Origin of the sequence: Photobacterium damselae subsp. damselae, from assembly GCF_038086725.1 — a bacterium.
GTDB lineage: Bacteria > Pseudomonadota > Gammaproteobacteria > Enterobacterales > Vibrionaceae > Photobacterium > Photobacterium damselae.
Window position 1 is genome coordinate 2363014 of sequence record NZ_CP146970.1, and the last position, 23440, is coordinate 2386453.

Genomic DNA, 23440 nt, shown 5'->3' on the forward strand with positions numbered 1-23440 from the left:
AAGTACATAACCCAAAAAAGCGAAGTTTAACCATAACTTCGCTTTTTTGTTTTCTACAGTGATTACTTACCGCAACACTGCTTGAATTTTTTGCCACTACCACATGGACACGCGTCATTACGGCCGACATTTTTAAATGGATTAACCGCTTGTGCTCCCGCTCCAATTTGTAGCTCGTCACCGGCCATCATCACTTCAGTTAGCATCAAAGAGAGTTGCTGGCATAAAGTCTCAAGCTCTGGCATCGCATCAATGCCAGCTTCTTGCATCTGAGCACGAGTCTCTTCTTCATCAACTAATAGCATTAAAGTTGTGAGTAAAGCAGATAGCATACGCATAGTGCCATCATTAATCGGTTGTTCTGCCCAGTTTGGTTCAATGTGTTGCCAAACCGCCAGAAAACCTTGAGCAAACTGTGCTAAATTTGCACGGTTCTCTTTAGCCCATACTAACGTTGGATCTAGCTGATATTCGCCAGCTTTAACGGTCCGATATTGCAATTCAAAGTGATTAAGAATAAGCGTTTTATCATCATCACTAAGGGCTACATCACTCCCAAGCAGTTCTGGTAACCAAACTTCTGGCTCCATTGGTTTGGGGTTTGAATTAGCAGCAAACAGTGCACCTTCAATAAATGTTGCTGACATGCCCTGCCAATGGTCAGGAAGTTTGATTAAATCGGTCATTACTTATCTCAATTAAAATGAGTAAAAAAAAATAATTATACCCAATGGTCGAGAAGATGCGAACCCGAGAAAAATCCAACCACAAACATCAACATTAAAACAGAGGTGACAAGCTTACTCTCAACCTCTAAAATCACGCCCCTTACTGTGAATTCATCCTTTATTAAGAGTTAGCTAACCCATGCGCGTAATTTTAGGTCCGATGGAAGGAGTGCTCGACCATTTAATGCGAGAGATCTTGACCGATATTAATGACTATGATCTCTGTGTTACTGAATTTGTTCGAGTAGTTGATCGCCTTTTTCCTAACAGTGTCTTCTATCGTCTTTGCCCTGAATTACACAATGGGGGAAAAACTCGTGCAGGAACCCCAGTTCGCGTGCAAATCTTAGGACAAGATCCAAATTGGATGGCAGAAAATGGCCGTCGTGCTGTAGAACTTGGCTCCCCAGGTGTCGATATTAACTTTGGTTGTCCAGCTAAACTGGTAAACAAAAGTAAAGGTGGCGCGGTACTACTTAAAGAACCAGAGCTCATCCACCAAATCGTGAAATCTGTTCGTCAGGCTGTTGATCCCACCAAACCTGTTACAGCAAAGATTCGTCTTGGCTGGGACGACCCTAATCACTGCTTTGAGATTGCCGATGCCATTGCTCAAGCTGGCGCAGATGAAATTACCGTTCATGGTCGAACTAAAGAAGATGGCTATCGGGCAGAAGAGATTAAGTGGGATTACATTCATCAATTACAACAACACAGTCCTATCTCAATTGTTGCCAATGGTGAAGTGTGGAACTATCAAGACGGCCAACAGTGTATCGCCACTACTGGCACCCAATCTTTGATGGTTTGTCGCGGCGCAATTAACCTGCCAAATTTAGGTAATGTCGTAAAATATAACGCTGACCATATGCCATGGACCGAAGTGTTAGACCTATTGCTGCACTACTCTACGTTTGAAATTAAAGGCGATAAGGGTTTGTACTACCCTAATCGAATCAAGCAATGGTTTGCCTATTTACGTCATGAATATCCTCAAGCAAAAGCACTTTTTGCCGATGTTCGTTGTCATAATAAAGCTCAACCTATTGTTGATATTCTAACTCAAGCTCGCGCTGCGCTTTAAGTCAAACACGCTGCTAGCTCTTTTCAAATAACAGATCACATACAGGGTCTTATTATGGCCCTGTTGATCTAAGTTTAGTCACTCTCTTTTTCAATGCTCCCTGCTCACTCCAAACCACTTTTGTCTGCGCTTTGTAAAATTTTTCCCTAACAGCTATTATTTGCCGCCATTTTTTTGTCACAGCCAGATCGATTGGTTTATCCTAGACTAAAAATTAAATAAATAATCAAAGGTAACAGTATGCGTTGGCGCGATTCCAAACAAAGTGACAATATCGAAGACAGACGAGGCCAAGAACCCGCTCAAGCAGGTATGGGTGGCGCGGGCCTTATCCGTTTGATTCCATTTCTGATCCGAACCAAAGTCGGTCGTATTATTTTATTAGTCGGTGCTGCATTTTTCGCTGTTCAACATTTTACCGGCGGCTCATTATCTAGCTCACAAAGTCCATCCAAAGCAAGCTCTCACGTTGCTAACGATGAAAATAAGCAATTTGTCGCAGCCGTTCTTGGTACGACAGAAACTGTTTGGAAAAATCATTTAGGTAATCGTTATCAAGAGCCAACTTTAGTTCTGTACAACAAAGTCACTCGTACAGGTTGCGGCGTAGGGCAAGCACAAACAGGCCCATTTTACTGCCCAGCAGATCAAAAGATTTACCTTGATCTTAGCTTTATGAAAGAACTAAAACAGCTTGGTGCACCTGGAGATTTTGCCTTTGCTTATGTGATTGCTCATGAAGTCGGTCACCATGTTCAAAATCTATTGGGTACCAGTACCAAAGTACACCAACTTCAGCAACGTAGCAGTAAAGTTGAAGCCAATAAACTGAGTGTTATGTTAGAGCTACAAGCTGACTGTTACGCTGGTGTTTGGGGACACGATGTAAACAAACAGATGAACATGCTAGAGCCTGGTGATATCGAAGAAGGCATTAAAGCTGCCGATGCCGTTGGTGATGACCGCTTACAGCAAATGGCAGGCCAAGCCGTGCAGCCAGATGCATTTACCCATGGTTCTTCAGCTCAACGTATTGCATGGTTTAAAAAAGGCTTTGAATCAGGTGATCCTCGCGTTTGTGATACCTTTAGCTCAGTACAATAGTACATATCATTGGTAACCCAATAGGCTCAGTAAGGTCATCTCTTATTGAGCCTTAATCGTATTTCTACCGGCGATTTCTCTCCCAGTCCCAAAGCTCTATAGTGCAACCAGTTGCTTTAGCACAAGCAGATCGTCTAAAACGCATCACACCATAAATGTCTCAATAACTTCATCAAGATCCCATTCTCAGTAAAAATAACTTTGTGATCTGAGTATCTTTTTGTATATAGCCTCAAAATTTTTCGGAATATCGATTCAAGAAGGATCTTATGGTAAGAAAACTGATTGCTGCTATGCTGTGCTGCTACTCAACATTAAGTTACAGTGGCTTTGATGTGGTTACGCTAGGTGCTAAAGGAGGCATCCAAGATGGTAACCTAACCGCCTTTATGCTCAAATCTAACAGTGATGATAACTACATTACTTTAGATGCAGGAAGCTTAGTGAATGGATTAAGAGCTGCGGTACAAAAAGAAGCTTTTAACGACCTTACTGTACCTCCTACTTGCGATTATAACGAAGTCGGTTATCTGCTTAATAAAAAAATCAAAGGCTACTTTATCAGTCACGGTCATCTTGATCATATTGCAGGCCTTATTATTTCATCGCCCGATGACAGTTCTAAAACTATCTATGCTCTACCATCGGTTCACCAAACAATTAGCCAGCACTATTTTAACTGGAAAGCTTGGCCTAACTTTACCAATCAAGGCGAGGGTTACAAACTTAATAAGTATGTACTTACCCCATTATCAACCTCAGGCTGGCAGCAAGTTAAAGGAACAGAGCTAAAAGTAAAGACCTTTCCCCTAAGTCATTCTGGTATTGAGTCTAGTGCTTTTTTATTTGAAAACTCAGCCAAAGAAGCGGTGATTTATCTGGGTGATACTGGGCCTGATAGTGTTGAAAACAGCCAGTCATTAGATACTATTTGGAAGCAATTAGCCCCTTATATCAATGCAAGGCAGCTAAGAGGGATCTTTATTGAGTCATCATTTAGTAATAGCACGCCAGATAAAGCTCTATTTGGTCACTTAACTCCTAACTGGATACTGACCGAACTCAATAAATTGGCATCATACACAGATAATCCCCAAGCAATGGTTGGGTTAAATGTTGTGATTACACATATAAAATACAGTTTAAAACAAGGCCCAGATCCTAAGTTTGTTATTCAACGAGAGCTTAATGAAAACAATCCATTAGGTATTAATTTTATCTTCACAGAGCAAGGGGATCGCATCAAGCTCTAACTTAAAGACAAGTCAAAGATAAATCTGTGTTGATGGTAAGTAGATACTTCAAAAAGAGAGTGTCTACTTACTATTATTCTATACTCCAATCCCCTGACTTATCTCCAAGCATCATGTTTTGAATAAATCATGCTTTTAATAATGGATAAGTAAAAAACAGTAAGTGAATCAGATTAAAGCCAAAATGTACGGCAATAGCTAACGTCAGCTTTTTACTCCAATAATAGCTCAGGCCATACAATCCACCTGCCAGTGTCGCGACTATAACCAGCATTACCCCACCAGCAATGTGTGCAATACCAAACAATAAGCTCGCAAAAATTATTGCCCATACAATAGGCAATTTACGCGCTAACTGGGTTTGAATATAGCCTCGAAATAACACTTCTTCTGCAACACAAGTAAAGAGTAAGTTATTAAAGATAAACCAGCCGATCCAGCTCGGTACGGTAAAGTCAGGTTTTACAATCCCTACTCCCATCGCAACCAATGGCAGGACAACTAAGCCAACGCCAATACCCAGCCATTGTTTGGCCGTTAATTGCCACACAAAGGGTTTATCTCCCATCATATTAGGTAATAACAAAAGCAACCCAAACACAATCATGGGTTTATCTAAATTGAAATATAGAGTAAAAGGCACACTATCAGGGCTAGTGATGACCTTCTCTAATACCAATAGATTATGAAACCCAGGTAGAGCGTGAATCGTTAACGCAATAGCCCACCCCAGCACAAAAATATGCCCCGCAATGTACCAATAACCCCGACTAAACTTCTGAGTCATATAAGCAACGGCTAAACCTATTATGACCACGAATACACCAATTGGAGTCAGCACTCCAACCCATAACGCGGAGATTAGAGTCAATCCAAGCGGCAAGGACCACCATGGCTTAGACGATGATATCGCGGTCACAATCGACACCGCGAGTAGTAGCCAAACAATAAGTTCGGGAGTTGATGGAAAGACAAACATACAGGAAAGATTCTTATCCGTAAGAAAATGAAGAACTTATTATATGGGGAATAATGATATTAAGAGAAATGCTATTAGGTAATATTTTGCGGCTCTTGATGACAAAAACAGACAAAAAAGCTCGCGTAAGAGATTAGGGAGCAAAACCGAATTAGGTAATGACTCATTAAAACCGGTAAATTGGACTATTATCCCAAAGCACTACTTGTGATTTTCTTTGTCTTGTAAATACTCAGCATACTTTTTAGAAATTAATTGAGGCATATGAAGCCCGGTTTTACGAACCAAATACCAATCTAGCGCAGCTAAAATAATTAAGCCTATTATCGTTCCCATTTAAAAATTCTCCTTAACCGTTAAATCATCACGATACCAAACCATTGGTAAAATTTATAAAGCATTCATATTTATGGTTTTGATAAAAAAGCAACTCAATATAAGTATAAACACACAAACAGAAGATACAAAAAAGCTCGCGTAGTAGCGAGCTTTTAATAAGAGCGAGTGAAGTATTAATTACGATGAGGATGATTCAAGATGTGGTCTTCCCAATCGATCACATCAATTTCATACACAAATTGATCGCGTACTGATTCGCCAGCATCATGCATTGCATCTTTAGAGCCAGTCAATAATGGGTGCCATTCAGGTAGAGATTTACCTTCAGCCAATAGACGATAAGCACAAGTTTCAGGTAACCAAACAAACTCATCAATACGTTCACGAGTTAGTTTCAAACACTCTTCACCCGATTCGAAGCGGTTTGCGTAATCTTTACAAGAGCATGTTTTATTATCAAGCAGACTACAACCTACATTGGTGTAATAAATAGCATCAGTATCATCATCAATCAGTTTATGTAGGCAGCATTTACCACAACCATCACAAAGTGACTCCCACTCTTGCTCTGTCATCTCTGTTAAGTTTTTTTCTTGCCAAAACTGCGTCATGATAGCTACACCAATTTTATTCGATCATTCAATTAAAGAATGCGGTTTATATCGATCCATCAAGCAAAGTGCAAGATCATCCTACCTATTAATATCACTATAGGTTAGAAATAAGAGGCATTCTTAATTATCATTCGGCGAATTATTATTGATACAGAATTTTGACCCAACAACAAATGAGTGGTAACTTTCGCTCCCCTTGTGAAGCAGAGTCATCGGACTTATCGCTTATAAGTTGAGTTAATTAAATATAAAGAGGTAAAAAATGGAATGCAGACTAGGCTGTGGAGCATGTTGTATTGCGCCAAGTATTTCATCACCGATCCCAGGAATGCCACAAGGTAAACCTGCGGGTGTGCGCTGTATTCAACTAAACGAACAAAACCTCTGTAAACTCTTTGGCAAGCCAGAAAGACCAGAGGTTTGTCATCAATTTAAAGCATGCAGTGATGTTTGTGGTACAAGTAATGAAATTGCCCTACAAACTATTACTGAATTAGAAAATATCACCGTGAGCTAAACTCGCAAGAGATAATTCCTTACTCCGACACCTTGCCGGTTAAAATGCGTAAAGCCGCTTTTGCATGCTCAACCGCTTGATGGCCGGCATAAGTTAAGTAGCCTCCATCTTCTTGAGTTACCAAGCCTTTTGCATAAAGACGTTTAGCAGCCTCAACCATCTCTGGTGTTGCATTACTGTGAACCTTGATCCCCTCAAGATTTGAGTGCATTGGAAATTTAACCAGAAGATTCATTTCATTAACGATATCAGCGGTATATGGCATAGTCACCTCGTTACAAATGCTCCGCGAGCGGAATTAACTTATCTGTGTTCATACTAACCCTAGCAAAGAATAAAAATAGGTGTAGAGATCATGTTCTTGCAATCTTTACTTAGATAAGCGAGATCTAGCTCAAACAAATGAAATATCACGCATTTTATCTCATTTTAAACTGCATAAATTTTCAACAAAAAAAAGCCGCGTCAACATAAGATTAACGCGGCTTTCTTAATAACTAGGTATATATGACTTAAGCTTAAGCTTGAATACCTACAATTAACCAAGGTGCATTTGGCGTACGAAGATCACGCTCTAGGTGCCACACATCGGTAATATCTTCCTCAACACCTTCATGGCTATCTTTATAGCGACCAGAGAACTGGATACTTAACTGAGCCATGTTCGCATCGTAATCTGCACGTACGACTTCAGCATCGACATACATCACTTCAGTATGTTGCTCACCATTGAGTTTCGCACGCTCAGCCATTAGATCGTTAAGTAACGCAGGAGAAACATATTCACGAATCTTAGCTAGATCGTTTTTATTCCATGCTTCCTGAATCGTACGATAATGTTCACGAGAACCGTTCAAGAATGCATTTAAGTTGAAGTTTGGCGGTAAATTAAATGGTACATCACTGTCTGGAGAGAAACCTGTTGTAGCACCACTTGCCGCTTGACGATACTGAGCTTGTTGTTGATTGCGCTGTTGAGGAGAATTCCCTGCATACGCTTCACGATGACCCATTGGCGTACCTTTGTTTGCTCTCATGCCTTTTAGTAGCTTGAAGATAACAAATGCAATCACACCAATGATCAAAATGTCCATAAAGTTGATGCCATCAAAAGCACCACCAAAGAATGCAGCAATCAAACCACCAGCGAGTAAGCCACCTAATAAGCCCCCCATCAGACCTTTCTTACCTGATTGAGTATTGGTTGCTTTCTTTCCAATCGTATCGGTTTGCTGTGGTTTTTGCTGCTGTTTCATAGGCGCGGTCTTATAGCTTTTGCCAAAAGACTTACCGCCACCAAATTTCTTTGCTTCTACATGCGGAGCAGCAAACGACACCGCAATAATAAGAGCAAATAGGGTAAAGAAACGTTTCATAATGATATCCAATACCTTTTTCGATTGTGATTAACTCTTTTCTATTAAGGATAACTTATTAGAAATATGAGTAATTCTTTGCATCCTAGCGACATATAACAGAAAGTCAATGTAACTACAGAATGAAATTGTTACCAATAATTATCGCTGCTTATCAAAATTCTTGCAATTTTCATCAATCCGTCTCTTTTTCGCGATTTAACCGTATGAAATCGTAAAATTCACTATTAATCGAACGGTTGAACAATTAAAATTAGGAGGTAAACACAAAAAAGAACTCAATTATTTTTTGATAAAAATGCGTTGAGTATAGATTCGGTTGGCAGAAATCGATCTTTAGGGCACTAAAGATTAACTTTATAGTCAAAGTGAGTGTATGTTCGAAATTTTTTTCCGTTTAATTGGAAAAAAGGAATAACAAACCAGATAAATCATACCAAAAAGGAATGATTACCTGTGGTGATATTGACCCTAGTAGGCAATTAAACTTAAAATATCGAACGACATTCTATATCCCTGACGATCAGAGATAACAACACAACGAATAACAATAATTACAACATAATAGAATCTTTTACTTAAGAGTAGTATTCAATGGCAAGAAGAAACGACCACACTCGTGAAGAGTTGGTAAATATGACTTTGGAGCAGGTTAAGAATTTTCTTAACGAACATCCACACCATGAACTTAGCTTACGTAAAGTAGCGGCAATGATCGGCTATGTTCCTAGTACGTTAGTAAATGTTTTTGGTAATTACAATTTATTGTTACTGCATGCTGTTGCTCAGACACTAGACGAAATGTCGAAGGAAGCTGAAGCTAGTATGAAAGAAGCAACCTCAGCAGAAGATGCGCTTCGCAGACTGGCATATTGTTACTTAGAGTTTGCAACTCAGCATCCTTATCGTTGGCAGTTGATTTTCCAACATACGATGAATGGTGAAGATCTACCTGAATGGCAATCTGAGCGTATTGATAATATGACAGGTATGCTAGAAGCATTAATCCGTCAGATCACACCAAATAAATCAGAAGATGAAATTCTTGAAGCTAGCCGTGTTCTTTGGGCTGGTGTTCACGGTATTACACTACTAACGGTTGATGACAAGCTATTTACCTCAACACCTGTTGATGGCAAAGCGCTTATTGATAACCTGCTGAACACTTACTTAAACGCTTGGCATAGCTAAACGGACATTTATCTATGGCACTATCGCCCCACTCTAGCCTTTTGAGAAAACAACGTTTTCTACCATACTTTTTAACTCAGGCGCTTGGGGCATTTAATGATAATGTCTACAAGAATGTTCTATTAATATTAATCGCCTTTGCCGCACCCGGTGCTTTACCTTTTAGTAGCGATCTCGCTATTAATATCGCGGCAGGGCTTTTTATTCTCCCCTTTTTTCTGTTTTCAGCATCTGCGGGTGTTTTATCAGATATCTATGATAAAGCACAGATTATGCGAATCGTAAAATTTGCTGAAATCATCATCATGGCGTGTGCAGCCATCGCTTTTATCACCCAAAGCTATCTTATCTTGCTTTTCTTACTCTTTTTGATGGGAACACAATCAGCCTTCTTTGGCCCGGCTAAATACGCTTTGTTGCCACAACATCTAAAAAAAGAAGAGCTAATTGCAGGTAATGCTTTAGTTGAAATGGGCACTTTCTTAGCCATACTACTAGGAACACTCTTTGCTGGTGTTATCGCAGACAGTTCACAACATGCCCACCTTTTTGCCGGTATTTCAGTGGTCACTTTCGCCATTTTAGGTTATCTAACCTCAAGAAAGATCCCTGAAGCAAAACCGAGTCTTCATGGTGTTCAATTTCAATGGCGCCCTATTGAGCAAACAAAAACGACACTGGCTATCGCTAAAAAAGACAAAACCATCTTCCAATGTGTTATGGGGATCAGTTGGTTTTGGTTTTTAGGAGCTTGCTATTTAACACAATTTCCCAACTTTACCCGAGAGAGCTTAGGTGGTAGTGCAGCTTCAGTTTCATTATTACTGGCCCTGTTTTCTATTGGTATCGCTATTGGGTCCATGCTTTGTAATAAATTGTCTCATCAGCGAGTAGAACCCGGTATTGTGACATTAGGTTGTATTGGCATGACACTCTTTGGGGCTGATTTGTACTTTGCAACACCCAATATTGCCCCTGTTACCCAATCTGTTTTTGACTTTTTAACTCAACCAGAGCTTATTCGCGTTTTTGTCTCTTTGGTGATGTTGGGCGTTTCTGGTGGTCTTTTTATTGTGCCTCTTTACGCCTTAATGCAAGAACGTTCTCCTGAAGATGAGCGAGCACAAATCGTTGCCGCTAATAATATTTGGAATGCCATTTTTATGGTATTTAGCTCATTGGCAGCAATCATCTTTATCTCAGTTTTGAAGCTCTCTATTCCTGAGTTTTTCTTGGTTCTTGCAGTAATGAACGCGTTGGTGGTGATCTATATTTACCGACAAGCTCCTGATTTCTTCTGGCGTTTTATTGTCTGGTTAGTCAGCCATACTATGTATCGCGTTCGTCATAAGAATGTAGAAAATATCCCTCAACAGGGTGCGGCACTGTTGGTGTGTAACCATGTAACCTATATGGATGCCCTATTGCTGGCAGGCGCTTGCCCAAGACCGATACGCTTTTTAATGGATATTCGCCTATACAAATTACCGATGATCAACGCCTTTTGCCGTGCTTGTAAGGTGATCCCTGTCGATAGCCAAGATCGCCGTTCTATTCAAAAAGCGTTTAATCAAATTGATACGCTATTAAAAGCTGGCGATATTGTCTGCCTATTTCCTGAGGGGCAATTAACTTATGACGGTGAAATTGGTCCTTTTATGCGCGGGGTAGAGGTCATAACGAAACGCAATAAAGTGCCGATTATTCCAATGGCACTCCAAGGTTTATGGGGCAGCTTCTTTAGTCGAGAACGAGGACGAGCAGTACTAAAACGCCCAAAACGGTTCTGGTCGAAAATCAATATTATAGTAGGTGACCCGATTTACCCGCCCGAGGTTTCAAAAGAAGAGTTACGCGCTCAAGTCATTGAGCTTCGCGGCTCTGAAAGATGATCGATACGATTTAATAAGAAAGCCCTCACTTCATTAACTGAATGTGAGGGCTTATTTATTGTTAAGCCATTTTAATAATGAGTTCTAAAAACTGTAATGGCTTACCCAATCGGCAAGTTGTTTACGAGAAATCTTAATGCCTGATTCCATAAAAATTTCAGGCAATGCCACATAATGAATTGGTCGTTTAAAGCTGGTCACATGTTCTGCCATGTAGCTTTGTAACTGAGCAACTAACCCATCATCAAGAGCATGGCTGGTGACCAAAATAGCAACAGGACGTTGACCAAACTCATCATCCGCTATCGGTAAGATAAAGGCCTGATGAACACTTGGATGAGCTAATAGAACCTTTTCGATATCTTCTGGCTGCACATTTTCACCTCCAGAAATAAACATATTATCGACTCGACCTTGAATAAATAACTCATCATTGTGCCAAATACCAAGATCTTTAGTGGCAAACCACTCTGGCTCTAATTCATTATTTCCCACCACAGGAAAAATGGTTTTATTACGATAATACCCAAGGCATAAAGCTTTACCTTTAACAAGTATCTCGCCATCACGCAGAAACAGCTCTCGATTTGGTAAAACTTGTCCAACACCAGCGCTGTCGTCAGCCAATTTTGCGGTTACCGTTGAGCCCATTTCTGTCATGCCATAACCACACCAGCACTCAATGCCAAGACTCGTTGCTTGTTGGGTTAAAGTGACCGGAATAATGGCCCCCCCTAACAAAACACGCTTTAATTGTGCAGTACGCTGATTTTGGCTTAGATAATCCAAATAACGTTGTAATTGCGTTGGTACTAATGATGCGTGAGTAACAGAATCTAGTGCCTCATTTAAAGGTTGTTTATCATTGATAGCTAAACAAGCCCCTTGAGATAACCAACGCCAAATGATAGCCATTCCAGAAATATGAAATAGCGGCAGAGATAAAAGCCAAGTATCAGCTGCTGAATAACCAAATCGAGCCAGTAAACCCGATGCATTAGCAAGATGAGATTCAGGTGAGTGTACCGCAGCTTTTGGCGTTCCGGTTGATCCCGATGTTAGAGTCAAGGTTACCGCTCGATGCGCTTGCCACATCACTGGAATCATCTGCTGGGTTTGAGCCAATTCAAGAGTTAATGTCTGGCCTGATAATCCCGTAATATCGTAATCTACAGACCAGATAAAATCATGTTGCAACTGAGCTAACTGGGTTGAAACTTCAGCTTTCGTCAGCTTAGGGTTTAATCCGACATAGCGAGCCCCTACACGCCAAATAGCCAACAGCATCCATAATGTCTGTTCACTATTAGGTGCAATAACAGCAACCAACTGATCTCGCTTAACCCCTTGAGCTAATAAGCTTTGAGCATAAAGATCAATATAGTGTGAGACTTGAGACCAAGTCATATTAGCTTGTTGCTGATCGCCACCTAACCGAAGTGCAATATCATCGCTACGTTCTGTCGCCCAATATTGCCAAGGCCAAGTCACGAAATCATGATTTATTTCTGGCATATAATCTCTAACTCCGATAATGCCTTTACAGGTAAGTTCGATTCTGGCCACGGGGTTTCTAACTGCTCAGCAAACAGCTGCATGGTATCTAGCCCTGGAATTACGCCCGGTGTTAACCATTGTGCCACACGTGCTAATTGATTCAGACCTAAGCTTGATTCTAAGCTCGAACTGATCACTGCGGTTAAGCCCTGTTGATGCGCTTGCTCAACCAGCTGACGGCACTTATCGATCGAACCCACTAATGTCGGCTTAATAATAATAGCAGCAACACCTGGCTCCGCTTTAACTTCAAAACCGTCATCACGTACGGTTTCATCCCAAGCGATATTAATACCAGTCTCTTGCGCAAAAGCCAAACTATCTGCTGGATTGCGACATGGCTCTTCTAAAAAGGCAATGCCGGCACGAAGTTCAGGTTTGACGTATTTAGCAAACTGTTGTGCTTTTAATGGTGTCCATTGACGGTTTGCATCCAATCGCAACTTAAGCTCAGGGATCGACTCCAAAAACATATTCGCCACAATGCCATCACGCACAGCTTCATATAAGCCTACTTTAATTTTCGCAACTTTATCACCAGACATTTGGTTTAAGCGTACCACCAAATCATCTGGATCACCTGAACATAGTGGAGCAACTTGATAGTTACCTTCGACTGGCAGTACTTGAGATAATTCCAACTGAGCCATGCTAAAACCAAAAGCAACAGATGGCGACACCGCATTTAAATCCATATCACCTGTTTCAACCCATTGCTCGATCAATGCCTCAGCTTGCTGCTGTGCTTGTTCTAGTGTCTCATGACTGAATTCAGGAAGAGGCGCAATCTCACCGAAACCACAGCGATCACCCTCTTTAAGTTCAACAATAAAACCATCTCGGGTAACCAATCGTTGATTACGTAAAATGACGCCAGAATCCATAGGCAGTTGGTATTGATATAACTTAGCGCTTCGCATGATCGATAGCCTTTTATGTCAGTTGTCGTAGTAAAATCATCGTATTAATGCACTACGACACAGATTGAATGAATGTCCTTATTTGTGCTGCAAATGCGTGTGGCGCTTCTACATGCACATTGTGACCCGCTTGCTCAACGATGGTGTAATCAAGGTCAAGTTGGGTTGCGAGTTCACAGAATTTTTGATCTTTTTTGCCACAAATATACAGCATAGGTGTCGTCACTTGCGGTAAAACGGCCGTAAGTTGAGGCTGCTTTGCTAAAGATGTTGCCAGCAGCATACGTGCTACACCAGAACCTGAATTATGACTGCGTTTAACTATAAGACTTTGTCTTTGGTCATAATTTAAAGAAGAAAAAACACTTTGCTGATACCAGTCAGCTAAAACTTGCGGTAATGGCTCAGAGTCAAATCGTCTAGCCCAGTGAGTATCATTATTCCATCGAGCAGCTTGCAATTCAGGCTCAATCCCAGGGTTGCCCCCCTCAATAACCACACCGAGCAAAGCACCTAACAATGATGATTGTGAAGTCTGCGAGGTAGCGTTTGGGGTTAACAGAGGCTGACACACCGTATGCATTGCTAAACGCCCACCCATTGAATAACCGATCAAAATATAACGTTCTATATTTCGAGCAGCCAGTGTCTCCAAAATGGCTTGAGTCACCTGCTCAAATGAGGTTGGAATGGCCTCAACACTAAAACCATGACCGGGCAGATCCAACGTAATACAGGGATAGTCATGGCTTAGCTCATCAATTACATGTCGCCAATCCCGTCCATTTCCCAGTAATCCGTGTAGGAAAACAAGTGTTGGACAGGATAAGTCTGATTGTGATTGTTTAGGCAAAAAGATCTCAGAATAAAGACGCATTTTTTACCTTTGCAAATAAGGCCTTTAGCATATCACCCGCTTCACCAGATGGTGTTACCACTTCAATCACAGTCGTTTGGCTGGTTGCTTGATGGGCCTCTTGTGGGGTGATTTTAGAGAGTCCGTCACGAACAGCACAGGCTAACTCCTCGATAGATGAAGGACACTGATAGTTCAGACCAAACATCGCAGCGGCATGAGCAAAGGAAAGTCCGTGAGGCATACGATAGAAATCATCTTTTTGCTGGTCGGGAACGGGCAGTAAATCAAAAATTCCGCCGCCGTTATTATTCGTGACAATCACAACCATTGGCTGCTGCGCTTGAGTCAATAATGCTAATGAATTGAGATCATACAGCAGAGAAGTATCACCAATTAAGCAGACCATCGGGGTTTGACGCGCTTTCTGTACTCCAGCGGCTGTAGCAATCAAACCATCAATGCCAGAAGCACCACGATTGGCAAATGTTGCAGTCTCAGGCAGAGTCCCTACCATATCCAGCAAACGAACAATTAAGCTATTGCCTAAAAACAGTTCAGTACCCGTTGGTAGCCAATGACGGAGATGAGTAGCTAAAGCAAGCTCGGAGAGTTCGGTAGTCTCGGAGGCCACCAGCCGCGCAGTATTGCTTGCCGCAGTTTGTAACGATAACGCCCAATCTGCTTGAGGTGATGATTGCACCATTTGCTTAGCATCTTGTGCCCATTGACCACAATCGGTTTGAATACGTTGGGCTGATAAATGCCACTGATCTAATCGCCCAGCAAGGGGATCCAACAACCAATAAGCTTGCCATGGCTGTTGACCAATCCATTGCAGCAGACGTTTAGAGACAATTCGGCCGCCAAATTGCAGTAGAACTTGAGCTTGTGATAAGGCATCTAATGCAGCCGGGTTTTGCATCCAAATATCAAATCCTGCCCATTCACTGCTACCGCCAGCTTGCGGATCCACCAAAATAGGCCAACCAAGTGTCGTCGCAAGAGCTTTAATTGAAGTCAGTTCATTGGGTAATACACGCCCTACTACAATCACCCCTTTTTTCGAGATAAATTGCGACCACTCTGTCTGAGATTGAACAAAATCAGCATGGATAGAACTTAAGTGCTGACAATAGGCCAACTCATGATTTTGCCAATGGGCAACAGGTGATAAATATTCGGTGAAATCGAAGTCTTGTCCATAAAGCGGTTCTGGATAATGACAATTAAAATGCACTGTACCACCGCGCTGGGCTTGCTGTTGCATTAAGTCATCAATCGCCGCCAATAACCAACTTGGTGAGATATCTAAGGTTGGTGATGGAATATCAATAAATGCGGTTGCATGGCTAGAGAAGATCCCGTGTTGACGGATAGCCTGATTAGCACCACATTGAATCAATTCAGCGGGACGGTCAGAAGTTAACATAACCAGCTTTTCACCCGTTAGACCCGATTCTGCGACTGCTGGCAGCAAGTTTGCAACCGCCGTTCCCGATGTAACCACAACGGCAACCGGCTTTTGACTCGCTTTTGCAATACCTAAGGCCATAAATCCTAAACCACGTTCATCAAAGTGAGTATGAATCGTTAATTTAGGGTTATTTGAAGCGGCTAAAGTTAAAGGTGTAGAACGAGACCCTGGCGCGATACAGATATGTTCAACGCCAAGACGCGTTAACTCTTCCAACATAAGGCTCGCCCAAAGTTTATTGAGCGAGGCACGGTAGGAGTTTGAGTTAGTTAAGACAGTGGATGTTACGCCGTTTGCTGCCATTTTTCATTTTGCTCCCAAGTCTCTAACTGCATCATTGAAGCCTTTTTTGCTTCAATATCCGATGGTAGAGACTCAAATAAACTGCAAAGAGTTGAGGTTTTACGATTAAGTTCTTTCCATTCACTACTTGGATCTGAGCCTGGAACAATACCTGCGCCCGCAAACAGATGCAGTTCTTCACCTGCAATCAAGGCACTGCGAATTGCAACACAAAACTCGCTATGCTGACGACTTAAATACCCAACTGCGCCACTATACCAACCACGAGAAAACGGTTCGTGTTCAGAAATAAATTCCATCGCCTTTTCTCGAGGAAGTCCCGCAATAGCAGCTGTTGGCTGTAGATTATGGAGTAATTCTGTATTGAAAACTTGAGGGTTAAGCTCTGCTTCAATATGACGTTTGATATGCTGTACCTTACGAAGACGTACTAACTCTGGTTGATGAGCAACATGAAGAGAGTGGCTACACGAATTAAGACGGCTTACAATATCATCGACAACAAGCTGATTTTCATAGCCATTTTTGTTGTCATTCATCAACCAACTGGCTAACTCATCATCTTCACGAGCGGTTTTACCTCGACCTATAGTACCGGCTAAAGCCTCTGTTTGTAGCGCATGATCGTGGCGCTGAAATAGGCGCTCTGGCGTTGAACCAATAAAGCAGTGCTGTGCATCAAGCGCCATCATAAAATGAAAACTGTTGCTGTTATTAGCTCGGCTCGCTTTCATCATCTGCGCAGGAGTTACGGGGGTATCCAGTTGTAACGTCGTGCGTCGAGCCAATACAACTTTCTCAAAAACTTTATGAGAAATCGCATCTAACGCTTGGCCTATCATAGATGCCCAACCCGAAAAGTCCGGAGCATAGGTACGATTGACAATACGGCTTGAGATTTCATCAACCACAACAGATGAAAAGCGTAATTTCGCCAAGCCATCTAGCACTTTTTGGTAATCGTCCCCTAAATTAATCGCAACTGACCATGTTTGGCCGTGGCGCATAATCTCAAGTTGGGGCAGAAAGAAAAAAGCCGATAAACAGCGTCGATTACGATCAGTACGACCATCAAAAGAGCGACCGCCCCAGACTCGTTGATCGTCATGAATCACTTTTTCTGCCGCTAATGGGTCAGTAAAGGTTTTTACTTGACCTAAAGCGACAACCTCTTCTTGGCCATCACGAGATTGCCAATAAAATTTAGGAAATACAGGTTGGTTTTCCATCCAATCAATCAGTTCTGCTTGGATAGGCAAATCTAACTGCACCATTACACGATGAGTTGTTTGCTTGGCTTGTTGGATTTTAGCAATTAAATGCTCAACAGCTTGTTGTAACGCAGTCAAGGTAACCTCACTCAGCTCACATTGCACCAATAACGGCTCATCCCTGGCTGATCATTGCTCAAACATCATTAATCGATGCTATCTTTATTTTTTATAAATACCCATTTGAATAAAACTGAAATCATCAAAGTCTACAATTTATTCAAATTGATATAGTGATAGTCATAATTTTCAGGCAAATAAGTAAAATAAAGCAAAATATTACTTAATCATTCACCATTTTTTAAGAATTGGTAATTTTACATCATCAAAACCATAATGACTAATGAAGTGAGTATCTTGTTTTTAAGCTCATTTTGGCACATCTTCCCAACCCATTAATAAAACACTAGTTTATTACACCTAATTGAGAACCTTATCACGAAATATAATTCTGTTTGACGTCATTTTTACTAACAAGGTATTCCTCTTAGTTTGTTTTTTAGTGTAATGTGTCGAATATCATCTTTTCTTAGCAGGAATACACAAATGCAAAATTTCGGGATGTCTTCCAAACTGAATAACGTTTGTTACGACATACGAGGTCCCGTTCTAAAGCATGCCAAACGCATGGAAGAAGAAGGGCAAAAAATCATTAAACTCAACATTGGAAATCCTGCGCCATTTGGTTTTGACGCACCGGATGAAATTCTTGTTGATGTGATTCGTAATTTACCGACCTCACAAGGGTACTGTGATTCAAAAGGGATCTACCCTGCCCGTAAAGCAATTGTGCAGCACTACCAAAAACGTGGCATGCTCGACCTTGATGTTGAAGATGTCTACATTGGTAACGGTGTTTCTGAATTGATCGTTATGGCGATGCAAGCTCTACTTGATCATCAAGATGAAATTCTCGTCCCTTCACCGGATTATCCATTATGGACCGCTGCCGTTTCCTTATCTGGGGGCACACCAGTTCATTATATCTGTGATGAGGAATCCGATTGGTATCCTGACTTGGATGATATTAAGAAGAAAATTACCCCACAAACTAAGGGTATCGTCTTAATTAACCCAAACAACCCAACCGGTGCCGTATATAGCCGAGACTTTTTACTAGAAGTTGTTGAGATTGCTCGCCAGCATAATTTGATCATTTTTGCCGATGAGATCTACGATAAGATCTTATATGACGGTGCACAACATACTTCGATTGCGCCTCTGGCCGAAGATGTTTTCTGCATTACCTTTAACGGACTATCAAAGTCTTATCGTGTATGTGGTTTTCGTGCCGGTTGGATGGTGCTATCTGGTCCTCGACAAAAAGCCAAAGGTTACATTGAAGGCTTAGATATGCTGGCATCTATGCGTTTATGTGCCAACGTACCAATGCAACATGCGATTCAAACAGCGCTGGGTGGCTATCAAAGTATTAATGAGTTAATTCTACCGGGTGGCCGTCTACTTGAGCAGCGCAATAAAGCCTATGAGTTACTCACTCAGATCCCTGGTGTGTCGTGTGTAAAACCGAAAGGTGCGTTATACATGTTCCCGAAATTGGATCAAAAGAAATTTAATATTGTGGATGACCAGAGAATGGCTCTGGATTTCCTTCAACAAGAAAAAGTATTAGTGGTTCATGGCACAGGTTTTAACTGGAAGCAGCCAGATCACTTCCGAATTGTGACCCTACCACGTGTTGATGACCTAGAAATTGCGATAGGTCGCCTAGAACGCTTCTTAAGTGGTTACCGTCAATAAATTAAAGATATATCTTAAGCCTCAGTTCATACTGGGGCTTTTTTCTATTAGGATAGATGTTATATCCCCAGTGACTTGGGTATAACCGTTGCAGTAACAAGGAAGCCTCATGAAACAAAGTCACTTTTTTGCCCATCTAGCGAGAATGAAATTAATTCAACGCTGGCCCTTAATGCGCTGCGTATCTAGCGAAAATATTTCAGAGCACAGTCTCCAGGTCGCTTTTGTTGCTCATGCGCTTGCTTTAATCAAAAACCGAAAATTCAACGGAACAACCAACCCTGAAAAAATAGCACTTTTAGGTCTATTTCATGATTGTAGTGAAGTGCTGACAGGTGATATGCCAACCCCCATCAAATACTACAACCCAGCCATTGCCGAAGAGTATAAAAAAATAGAATTAGCGGCAGAGCAAAAGCTACTCTCCATGCTACCGGAAGAGTTTCACCAAGATTACGCACCGCTATTAGATAGCCACTGTATCGACCCAGATGACTACCATATAGTTAAACAGGCGGATTCTTTGTGTGCTTATTTAAAATGTTTAGAAGAACTTAATGCCGGAAACCACGAATTTGCCCAAGCGAAGAAGCGTTTGGAAGAGACACTAGCTGCACGCGAAACCCCTGAAATGCGTTATTTTCTAGAGACCTTTGCTCAGAGCTTTACTTTAACGTTAGATGAGATCAGTTAATGACTAGCGAGTTTGATTTAAGTGAACTATGGCAAGAGCGCTACAGTAACGAACAAAAAATGCGACGCAATGATCACCGCTCAGCTTTTCAACGAGATCGTGCCCGTATCTTACACTCTGCCGCATTTCGCCGGCTTCAGGCCAAAACCCAAGTCCACAGCACTGGGTTAGATGATTTCTACCGAACTCGTTTAACTCACTCCCTAGAAGTATCACAAATTGGTACGGGAATCGTGGCACAACTTAAGCTAAAACAACCAAATTTTCGCGCCTTACTGCCGTCAACTAGCTTAATGGAAAGTTTGTGCCTAGCTCATGATATTGGTCACCCTCCCTTTGGTCATGGTGGTGAAGTCGCGCTTAACTATATGATGCACAAACATGGTGGTTTTGAAGGTAATGCTCAAACCTTTCGTATTGTTACTCATTTAGAGCCTTATACTGAAAATTTAGGGATGAATCTGGCTCGACGCACTTTGTTAGGATTAATTAAATACCCCGCATTACTTAGTCAAACTCAACCACTTGTTTTTCCACCTGAAGTACCGAACTTTCGCCGTATGAAAGCCAGTGAATGGCATCCGGCAAAAGGGATCTATGATGATGATAAAGCCACCTTTGATTGGGTACTCGCTCTGCTCAGTGATAATGACCGCAGTCTGTTTAATCAGATGCGCTGTAGTCGAATTGATGATATCACTCCACTGAAGACTCGTTTTAAATCTCTTGATTGCTCTATTATGGAATTGGCTGATGATATTGCTTACGGGGTCCACGATTTAGAAGATGCTATTGTTATGGGTATTGTTACCCGAGAACAGTGGCAAGAAGCGGTAGCCAGTAAACTCGCTGAATGTGGCGATCCTTGGATTGAAGAGCAAATATCTAAAATCAGTGATCAAATGTTTGGCTCTCATCATGAGCGAAAAGATGCGATTGGCGCACTCGTTAACGCACTTTTGACCTCAATTAATATCGCCCCTAGCATTCAAGACGGAATCCATCGCTTTGATGAACCACTACTGCAATGGAACGCTTATCTATCTGATACCATGGAACTGGTTCTTAATACGCTAAAACAATTTGTCAGCATCTACGTGGTGAAAAAACCAGAGATCCAACTGTTTGAATACAAAGGCCAGCAGCTGGTGATGGAACTGTTTGAAGTCTTTGCCTCAGATCCTGAGCGTTTACTGCCAGAAGAGACTCGTCAACGATGGTTTGAAGCATGCACGAACGAAAGTAATCCGATGCGTGTTATTGCAGATTACATTTCTGGAATGACAGATGGGTATACGCAAAGGTTATATGAGAGATTACTTGGGTAGCGAGAAGCGAGAAGCGAGAAGCGAGAAATTTAACCATAGAGCAATAGAGTGTTAAAGCCCTTTCTTAACACTCTCATCATCTCGATGCTTGGATTTTATTTACCTTTCATCGCCATAATTTCGCTCAAATACGCCTTCTGGCATCTGCTTTATCTGAAAATCAATCATACGTTCAAAGGTTTCAAGTAGTGGGATATAGCGCGACTGGGGTGGTTCCATTGCAGACAGCGCTAAAAATCCCGCTTCAACCGTTGAAACCCCATTTTCTTTGGGAGACTTACGAATTCGATAATTTCCGTTATCAGCATTATCGAGCATCACTGCGGGTAACTGCTGCAAGTTTGATGAAAGTTGCCACATTTTAAATGCTTTCTTCCAAGTACCATCAAGCAAAATTAATGTTTGAATAGCGCTAGCATCGGCGGACTGTGCTACCTGAGAAATAGGTAATGCGCCTTCTCCGGGATAAATCACATAAGCTTGACGACCAGGATCAGCCAGTAACTGATTAAGTTCTTGATGATCAGAAAAATCTTCGCCTACAAATAAGCGACTATTAGGTAATGATAATGTCAGTATACGAGCGGTACCAATTGCACGCTTAGTTTCACTTGGATGTTGTAATATCCACAGTTCAGTTTTAGCATCAATAGTTTGAATCCAGTGGCAAATACAGGCTTTAATTGCCTTTCCACACTGCTTACAGTATCGGCTCATGAGGTTATCTTGTCTATTCGTACGTATTTGTTGTTAGCCATTATTATTGGTGTTATCGCCCAATTTCCAAGCCTTGCACCATATCTTAATTGGGATCGAAACGCCATTTTAGATGGCGAGGTCTGGCGGATCGTAACAGGAAATATCACTCATACCAATTGGCCTCACTTAATCATGAACTCAATTGGTTTTATTATCATCACTTTTATTTTCCGCCGACATTTCCAACCTAAAATCTACACCTTAGTTATTTTCGCCCTGAGTATAGCCATTGGTATTGGGTTATTCGCAACTTCTATTCTGTGGTACGCAGGATTCTCGGGGGTACTTCACGGATTATTTGCTTGGGGAGCAGTTAAAGATATCCAAAGTAAAAATAAAGAAGGATATCTTTTATTACTGGCACTTGCGGCCAAGGTTGGTTGGGATTGCTTTAGTGGCGGTTCAGCAGAATCAGCATCACTTATCGGGGCCCATGTTGCCGTTCAAGCTCACTTAATTGGCGCAATTACGGGCACCTTTATTGGTCTTAGCTCTTATATACAAAAAAATGAAAACTCATATTGAGAATAATTCTCAAAAAGTTCTTGCATCAAACATTAAAAGTAGTATTGTTTATACATGTTTTAAAGAACAGCCTGAGAGAGGTTCCTATGAGTCACCTACGTATTCCTGCAGATTGGACAGTTCAGCGCTCTACCCCATTCTTTACTAAAGATAATGTACCAGCAGCACTGTTAACTCATCATAATACTGCAGAAGGTGTTTTTGGACAGCTTTGTGTTATGGAAGGACAAGTTACCTATTACGGTTTTGCAGATGAAAATGCAACAGAACCAGAGGTTAAAGTGGTGATCAATGCAGGTCAATTCGCTACTAGCCCTCCACAATATTGGCACCGTATTGAAATGTCTGATGATGCGCAATTCAATATTAATTTCTGGTCAAATAAAGATAAGAAAAATCAACCACTGTTCTCGGCAAAAAAATAAATAGTCCATAATACAAAAGTACCAATCTGATTAATGGGCAGATTGGTACTAGCAAATTAGCTAACTAATAACTAAAAACATATCCTACAGTTCAATGCGATCGCGGTTTTTTTCTACGGTAGAGGGACCAATACCTTTTACCTTAGCAAGATCATCTGCGGTCGCAAATTTACCATTCTGCTTACGATATTGGATAATATTTTCAGCCTTATCTGGACCAATTCCAACCAGTAATTTATCCAACTCTTCTGCATTTGCTTTATTAATATTGACAACAATTTCAATATCTTCGTACTTATCTTTCGCTGCATAAGCTAACGGGGTAAGTAGCATTGCTAATGCCATTACTACAGCAACAAATCCTTGTTTCATATCTCTACCTTCTCTTCTCTATTCTCTTGTTAAGAAAAAATTAATACACAACATACCGTGTACGAGCAGTGTAGAAAAAGAGCCTTATTATTTTGTAGGTTATAGGCCCCAAAAC

24 protein-coding genes are annotated in these 23440 nt (G+C 41.3%); 11 read left to right on the forward strand and 13 right to left on the reverse strand.

Annotated features, from left to right (window positions below; all coding sequences use genetic code 11):
* Positions 1 to 62: 62 nt before the first annotated feature.
* Positions 63 to 686 carry an SEC-C metal-binding domain-containing protein gene (locus tag WAX86_RS10490; protein ID WP_341488760.1) on the reverse strand — a complete coding sequence of 208 codons (624 nt, stop codon included), beginning with the start codon at positions 684 to 686 and terminating at the stop codon, positions 63 to 65.
* 181 nt (positions 687 to 867) lie between these two features.
* Here WAX86_RS10490 and dusC point away from each other — a divergent pair, with 181 nt between their 5' ends.
* From dusC to WAX86_RS10505, 3 genes are all read left to right on the forward strand, one after another.
* Positions 868 to 1812, forward strand: a complete 945-nt coding sequence (dusC, locus tag WAX86_RS10495; RefSeq protein WP_044174977.1) for a tRNA dihydrouridine(16) synthase DusC — start codon at positions 868 to 870, stop codon at positions 1810 to 1812.
* A gap of 240 nt (positions 1813 to 2052) precedes the next feature.
* Positions 2053 to 2916, forward strand: a complete 864-nt coding sequence (locus WAX86_RS10500) for a neutral zinc metallopeptidase (RefSeq protein WP_065171093.1) — start codon at positions 2053 to 2055, stop codon at positions 2914 to 2916.
* Between the two features lie 269 nt (positions 2917 to 3185).
* Positions 3186 to 4169: a 3',5'-cyclic-nucleotide phosphodiesterase gene (locus tag WAX86_RS10505; protein ID WP_341488761.1), complete on the forward strand. Its 984-nt coding sequence runs from the start codon at positions 3186 to 3188 to the stop codon at positions 4167 to 4169.
* Positions 4170 to 4296: 127 nt separating this feature from the next.
* On the opposite strand, the gene WAX86_RS10510 is transcribed toward WAX86_RS10505, so the two are convergent.
* From WAX86_RS10510 to WAX86_RS10520, 3 genes are all read right to left on the reverse strand, one after another.
* Positions 4297 to 5148 (reverse strand): CPBP family intramembrane glutamic endopeptidase, encoded by an 852-nt coding sequence (locus WAX86_RS10510; RefSeq protein WP_341488762.1) that lies wholly within the window; start codon positions 5146 to 5148, stop codon positions 4297 to 4299.
* Between the two features lie 201 nt (positions 5149 to 5349).
* Positions 5350 to 5484: a hypothetical protein gene (locus WAX86_RS10515; protein ID WP_341488763.1), complete on the reverse strand. Its 135-nt coding sequence runs from the start codon at positions 5482 to 5484 to the stop codon at positions 5350 to 5352.
* A 176-nt stretch (positions 5485 to 5660) separates the two neighbouring features.
* Positions 5661 to 6098, reverse strand: coding sequence for a YcgN family cysteine cluster protein (locus WAX86_RS10520; RefSeq protein ID WP_005298300.1), 438 nt, complete (start codon positions 6096 to 6098; stop codon positions 5661 to 5663).
* Between the two features lie 265 nt (positions 6099 to 6363).
* Here WAX86_RS10520 and WAX86_RS10525 point away from each other — a divergent pair, with 265 nt between their 5' ends.
* Positions 6364 to 6618, forward strand: coding sequence for a YkgJ family cysteine cluster protein (locus WAX86_RS10525; protein WP_036763439.1), 255 nt, complete (start codon positions 6364 to 6366; stop codon positions 6616 to 6618).
* 19 nt (positions 6619 to 6637) lie between these two features.
* Here WAX86_RS10525 and WAX86_RS10530 read toward each other — a convergent pair whose 3' ends face one another.
* Both WAX86_RS10530 and WAX86_RS10535 read right to left on the reverse strand, forming a co-directional pair.
* Positions 6638 to 6883 (reverse strand): TIGR02647 family protein, encoded by a 246-nt coding sequence (locus WAX86_RS10530; protein ID WP_005298298.1) that lies wholly within the window; start codon positions 6881 to 6883, stop codon positions 6638 to 6640.
* A 253-nt stretch (positions 6884 to 7136) separates the two neighbouring features.
* Positions 7137 to 7994 carry a Tim44 domain-containing protein gene (locus tag WAX86_RS10535; protein WP_171027363.1) on the reverse strand — a complete coding sequence of 286 codons (858 nt, stop codon included), beginning with the start codon at positions 7992 to 7994 and terminating at the stop codon, positions 7137 to 7139.
* Positions 7995 to 8588: 594 nt separating this feature from the next.
* On the opposite strand from WAX86_RS10535, the gene WAX86_RS10540 reads away from it, so the two are divergent.
* Positions 8589 to 9185 (forward strand): TetR/AcrR family transcriptional regulator, encoded by a 597-nt coding sequence (locus WAX86_RS10540; protein ID WP_036763436.1) that lies wholly within the window; start codon positions 8589 to 8591, stop codon positions 9183 to 9185.
* 14 nt (positions 9186 to 9199) lie between these two features.
* The gene (locus WAX86_RS10545; protein WP_065171096.1) at positions 9200 to 11077 is read left to right on the forward strand and encodes an MFS transporter; all 1878 of its coding nucleotides are present in this window, start codon (positions 9200 to 9202) and stop codon (positions 11075 to 11077) included.
* 84 nt (positions 11078 to 11161) lie between these two features.
* Here the strand turns inward: WAX86_RS10545 and menE are convergent, their stop codons facing one another.
* The 5 genes from menE to WAX86_RS10570 are packed head-to-tail and all read right to left on the reverse strand — an operon-like array spanning position 11162 to position 17539.
* Complete coding sequence (gene menE, locus WAX86_RS10550; RefSeq protein ID WP_341488764.1) at positions 11162 to 12592, reverse strand: o-succinylbenzoate--CoA ligase; 1431 nt, start codon at positions 12590 to 12592, stop codon at positions 11162 to 11164.
* Positions 12580 to 13554, reverse strand: coding sequence for an o-succinylbenzoate synthase (gene menC / locus WAX86_RS10555; protein ID WP_065171098.1), 975 nt, complete (start codon positions 13552 to 13554; stop codon positions 12580 to 12582). The genes menE and menC overlap by 13 nt, the downstream gene beginning before the upstream one ends.
* A 52-nt stretch (positions 13555 to 13606) precedes the next feature.
* The gene (menH, locus tag WAX86_RS10560) at positions 13607 to 14431 is read right to left on the reverse strand and encodes a 2-succinyl-6-hydroxy-2,4-cyclohexadiene-1-carboxylate synthase (RefSeq protein WP_341488765.1); all 825 of its coding nucleotides are present in this window, start codon (positions 14429 to 14431) and stop codon (positions 13607 to 13609) included.
* Positions 14415 to 16190: a 2-succinyl-5-enolpyruvyl-6-hydroxy-3-cyclohexene-1-carboxylic-acid synthase gene (gene menD, locus WAX86_RS10565; RefSeq protein WP_341488766.1), complete on the reverse strand. Its 1776-nt coding sequence runs from the start codon at positions 16188 to 16190 to the stop codon at positions 14415 to 14417. The genes menH and menD overlap by 17 nt, the downstream gene beginning before the upstream one ends.
* Complete coding sequence (locus tag WAX86_RS10570) at positions 16172 to 17539, reverse strand: isochorismate synthase MenF (protein ID WP_081282943.1); 1368 nt, start codon at positions 17537 to 17539, stop codon at positions 16172 to 16174. The genes menD and WAX86_RS10570 overlap by 19 nt, the downstream gene beginning before the upstream one ends.
* Before the next feature lie 468 nt (positions 17540 to 18007).
* Between WAX86_RS10570 and WAX86_RS10575 the strand changes: the two genes are divergently transcribed.
* From WAX86_RS10575 to WAX86_RS10585, 3 genes are all read left to right on the forward strand, one after another.
* On the forward strand, positions 18008 to 19222 hold the full coding sequence (locus WAX86_RS10575) for a pyridoxal phosphate-dependent aminotransferase (protein ID WP_068969100.1): 1215 nt from the start codon (positions 18008 to 18010) through the stop codon (positions 19220 to 19222).
* Between the two features lie 109 nt (positions 19223 to 19331).
* Positions 19332 to 19916: a 5'-deoxynucleotidase gene (yfbR, locus tag WAX86_RS10580; protein WP_068947009.1), complete on the forward strand. Its 585-nt coding sequence runs from the start codon at positions 19332 to 19334 to the stop codon at positions 19914 to 19916.
* Positions 19916 to 21244 (forward strand): anti-phage deoxyguanosine triphosphatase, encoded by a 1329-nt coding sequence (locus tag WAX86_RS10585; RefSeq protein WP_065171104.1) that lies wholly within the window; start codon positions 19916 to 19918, stop codon positions 21242 to 21244. The genes yfbR and WAX86_RS10585 overlap by 1 nt, the downstream gene beginning before the upstream one ends.
* Positions 21245 to 21343: 99 nt before the next feature.
* On the opposite strand, the gene WAX86_RS10590 is transcribed toward WAX86_RS10585, so the two are convergent.
* A complete protein-coding gene (locus WAX86_RS10590) occupies positions 21344 to 21961 on the reverse strand; it encodes a tRNA-uridine aminocarboxypropyltransferase (RefSeq protein WP_151183070.1) in 618 nt (205 codons plus the stop codon).
* A gap of 9 nt (positions 21962 to 21970) precedes the next feature.
* Here WAX86_RS10590 and rrtA point away from each other — a divergent pair, with 9 nt between their 5' ends.
* Entirely contained in the window at positions 21971 to 22528 is a 558-nt protein-coding gene (gene rrtA / locus WAX86_RS10595) for a rhombosortase (protein ID WP_341488767.1), read from the forward strand.
* Positions 22529 to 22614: 86 nt separating this feature from the next.
* A complete protein-coding gene (locus WAX86_RS10600; protein WP_086957111.1) occupies positions 22615 to 22953 on the forward strand; it encodes a DUF1971 domain-containing protein in 339 nt (112 codons plus the stop codon).
* Between the two features lie 84 nt (positions 22954 to 23037).
* Here the strand turns inward: WAX86_RS10600 and WAX86_RS10605 are convergent, their stop codons facing one another.
* Positions 23038 to 23298, reverse strand: coding sequence for a ComEA family DNA-binding protein (locus WAX86_RS10605; protein ID WP_370466065.1), 261 nt, complete (start codon positions 23296 to 23298; stop codon positions 23038 to 23040).
* Between the last annotated feature and the right edge of the window lie 142 nt (positions 23299 to 23440).

Bases quoted from the DNA above. Each gene is read 5' to 3' on its own strand.
- WAX86_RS10535 (WP_171027363.1), bottom strand. From the start codon at position 7,994: ATGAAACGTTTCTTTACCCTATTTGCTCTTATTATTGCGGTGTCGTTT.
- WAX86_RS10510 (WP_341488762.1), bottom strand. From the start codon at position 5,148: ATGTTTGTCTTTCCATCAACTCCCGAACTTATTGTTTGGCTACTACTC.
- menC (WP_065171098.1), bottom strand. From the start codon at position 13,554: ATGCGAAGCGCTAAGTTATATCAATACCAACTGCCTATGGATTCTGGC.
- dusC (WP_044174977.1), top strand. From the start codon at position 868: ATGCGCGTAATTTTAGGTCCGATGGAAGGAGTGCTCGACCATTTAATG.
- WAX86_RS10600 (WP_086957111.1), top strand. From the start codon at position 22,615: ATGAGTCACCTACGTATTCCTGCAGATTGGACAGTTCAGCGCTCTACC.
- WAX86_RS10530 (WP_005298298.1), bottom strand. From the start codon at position 6,883: ATGCCATATACCGCTGATATCGTTAATGAAATGAATCTTCTGGTTAAA.
- WAX86_RS10605 (WP_370466065.1), bottom strand. From the start codon at position 23,298: ATGGCATTAGCAATGCTACTTACCCCGTTAGCTTATGCAGCGAAAGAT.
- WAX86_RS10490 (WP_341488760.1), bottom strand. From the start codon at position 686: ATGACCGATTTAATCAAACTTCCTGACCATTGGCAGGGCATGTCAGCA.
- WAX86_RS10575 (WP_068969100.1), top strand. From the start codon at position 18,008: ATGCAAAATTTCGGGATGTCTTCCAAACTGAATAACGTTTGTTACGAC.
- menH (WP_341488765.1), bottom strand. From the start codon at position 14,431: ATGCGTCTTTATTCTGAGATCTTTTTGCCTAAACAATCACAATCAGAC.
- WAX86_RS10525 (WP_036763439.1), top strand. From the start codon at position 6,364: ATGGAATGCAGACTAGGCTGTGGAGCATGTTGTATTGCGCCAAGTATT.
- WAX86_RS10590 (WP_151183070.1), bottom strand. From the start codon at position 21,961: ATGAGCCGATACTGTAAGCAGTGTGGAAAGGCAATTAAAGCCTGTATT.
- WAX86_RS10520 (WP_005298300.1), bottom strand. From the start codon at position 6,098: ATGACGCAGTTTTGGCAAGAAAAAAACTTAACAGAGATGACAGAGCAA.
- WAX86_RS10585 (WP_065171104.1), top strand. From the start codon at position 19,916: ATGACTAGCGAGTTTGATTTAAGTGAACTATGGCAAGAGCGCTACAGT.
- yfbR (WP_068947009.1), top strand. From the start codon at position 19,332: ATGAAACAAAGTCACTTTTTTGCCCATCTAGCGAGAATGAAATTAATT.
- WAX86_RS10515 (WP_341488763.1), bottom strand. From the start codon at position 5,484: ATGGGAACGATAATAGGCTTAATTATTTTAGCTGCGCTAGATTGGTAT.
- menD (WP_341488766.1), bottom strand. From the start codon at position 16,190: ATGGCAGCAAACGGCGTAACATCCACTGTCTTAACTAACTCAAACTCC.
- menE (WP_341488764.1), bottom strand. From the start codon at position 12,592: ATGCCAGAAATAAATCATGATTTCGTGACTTGGCCTTGGCAATATTGG.
- WAX86_RS10505 (WP_341488761.1), top strand. From the start codon at position 3,186: ATGGTAAGAAAACTGATTGCTGCTATGCTGTGCTGCTACTCAACATTA.
- WAX86_RS10540 (WP_036763436.1), top strand. From the start codon at position 8,589: ATGGCAAGAAGAAACGACCACACTCGTGAAGAGTTGGTAAATATGACT.
- WAX86_RS10545 (WP_065171096.1), top strand. From the start codon at position 9,200: ATGGCACTATCGCCCCACTCTAGCCTTTTGAGAAAACAACGTTTTCTA.
- WAX86_RS10500 (WP_065171093.1), top strand. From the start codon at position 2,053: ATGCGTTGGCGCGATTCCAAACAAAGTGACAATATCGAAGACAGACGA.